This is a genomic window from Paraburkholderia sp. NMBU_R16 (assembly GCF_013282575.1).
Lineage (GTDB): Bacteria > Pseudomonadota > Gammaproteobacteria > Burkholderiales > Burkholderiaceae > Trinickia.
In genome coordinates this window covers 1-857 of the sequence record NZ_JAAAYE010000240.1, presented here as the reverse complement: position 1 = coordinate 857, position 857 = coordinate 1, and the positions used below count along the sequence as shown (strand labels likewise).

Below are 857 nucleotides of genomic sequence, written 5' to 3'. Positions count from 1 at the left end.
GCGTTCACGCAAAAAGCGAGAGTAAACGCGTTTCGCCGAAAGTTTACAAGCCCAGCCCTATGTCATTGAAAGTAAACATGTTCTTCCGAACCCGGGAAGCGGCGCGCACATGTGTATAAGCCGATGCTTTAAAGCCACGACGCGGTTCGACGTCGTCCGCCGCATGCGAGCCGCGCTGGCGCCCCTCGCTCGGCAACCATCCCTTGCTTGCCGAGCACGCTGCACGATCACAACTGTCAAGCACTTCGGATTTGGCGAATGCGAATTCCGAAACCATTGGCTCGCAGGTGGCGCCATCACGATACCTCGCTGCGCAAGACGTAAAAAAGATGTTGCGGTCACTCAATAGCCGATCGAGGTCGCTCGAAAGCCTGCTGAGTGATTGCATAACTTGTTGGGAGCAAATGAAAGGTGTGCTCGGTGACCCTGGCAATGTTCTCTATATCGCGGACGAGCACGTTGAAAAAATGCGGAGATGCCAGGGATTGCTGAAAAGCATGCATGCTGTCAAGTCGATACTTGACGATATGATCACCGATCTCGGTAGCATCCGTTGTAGGGCGGCAGGAAAAACGATTGCCGAAGAGATGACGGTCGGCACCGCGGGAATCTGGGTTTTTGCGTCCTTTGAAATGGCGATTGGCACGATGGGGAAAACGTTTGCGCGGTATGTCCTTCCGAAACTGATCTCATCATATCGCCTCTCCTTTGATAGCAAGCGAGAAGTGTCTTTACTGGCTCTTTTGAAAATGCAGTGGGTAACGCGGCTCACGAGGCATGCGGGTTGAAGCTGGAGAAATCTAGCTTGCCGGCGATGAGGAACAGCACGGTTCGCATTGTTTCGAAGCGCGTGTAGC

The 857-nt window shown here is 53.4% G+C and carries 1 protein-coding gene; it reads left to right on the top strand.

What is annotated here, in order from left to right:
- The first annotated feature begins 404 nt into the window (after nt 1-404).
- Nucleotides 405-788 carry a hypothetical protein gene (locus tag GWC77_RS28060; protein WP_173262835.1) on the top strand — a complete coding sequence of 128 codons (384 nt, stop codon included), beginning with the start codon at nt 405-407 and terminating at the stop codon, nt 786-788.
- Nucleotides 789-857 lie beyond the last annotated feature (69 nt).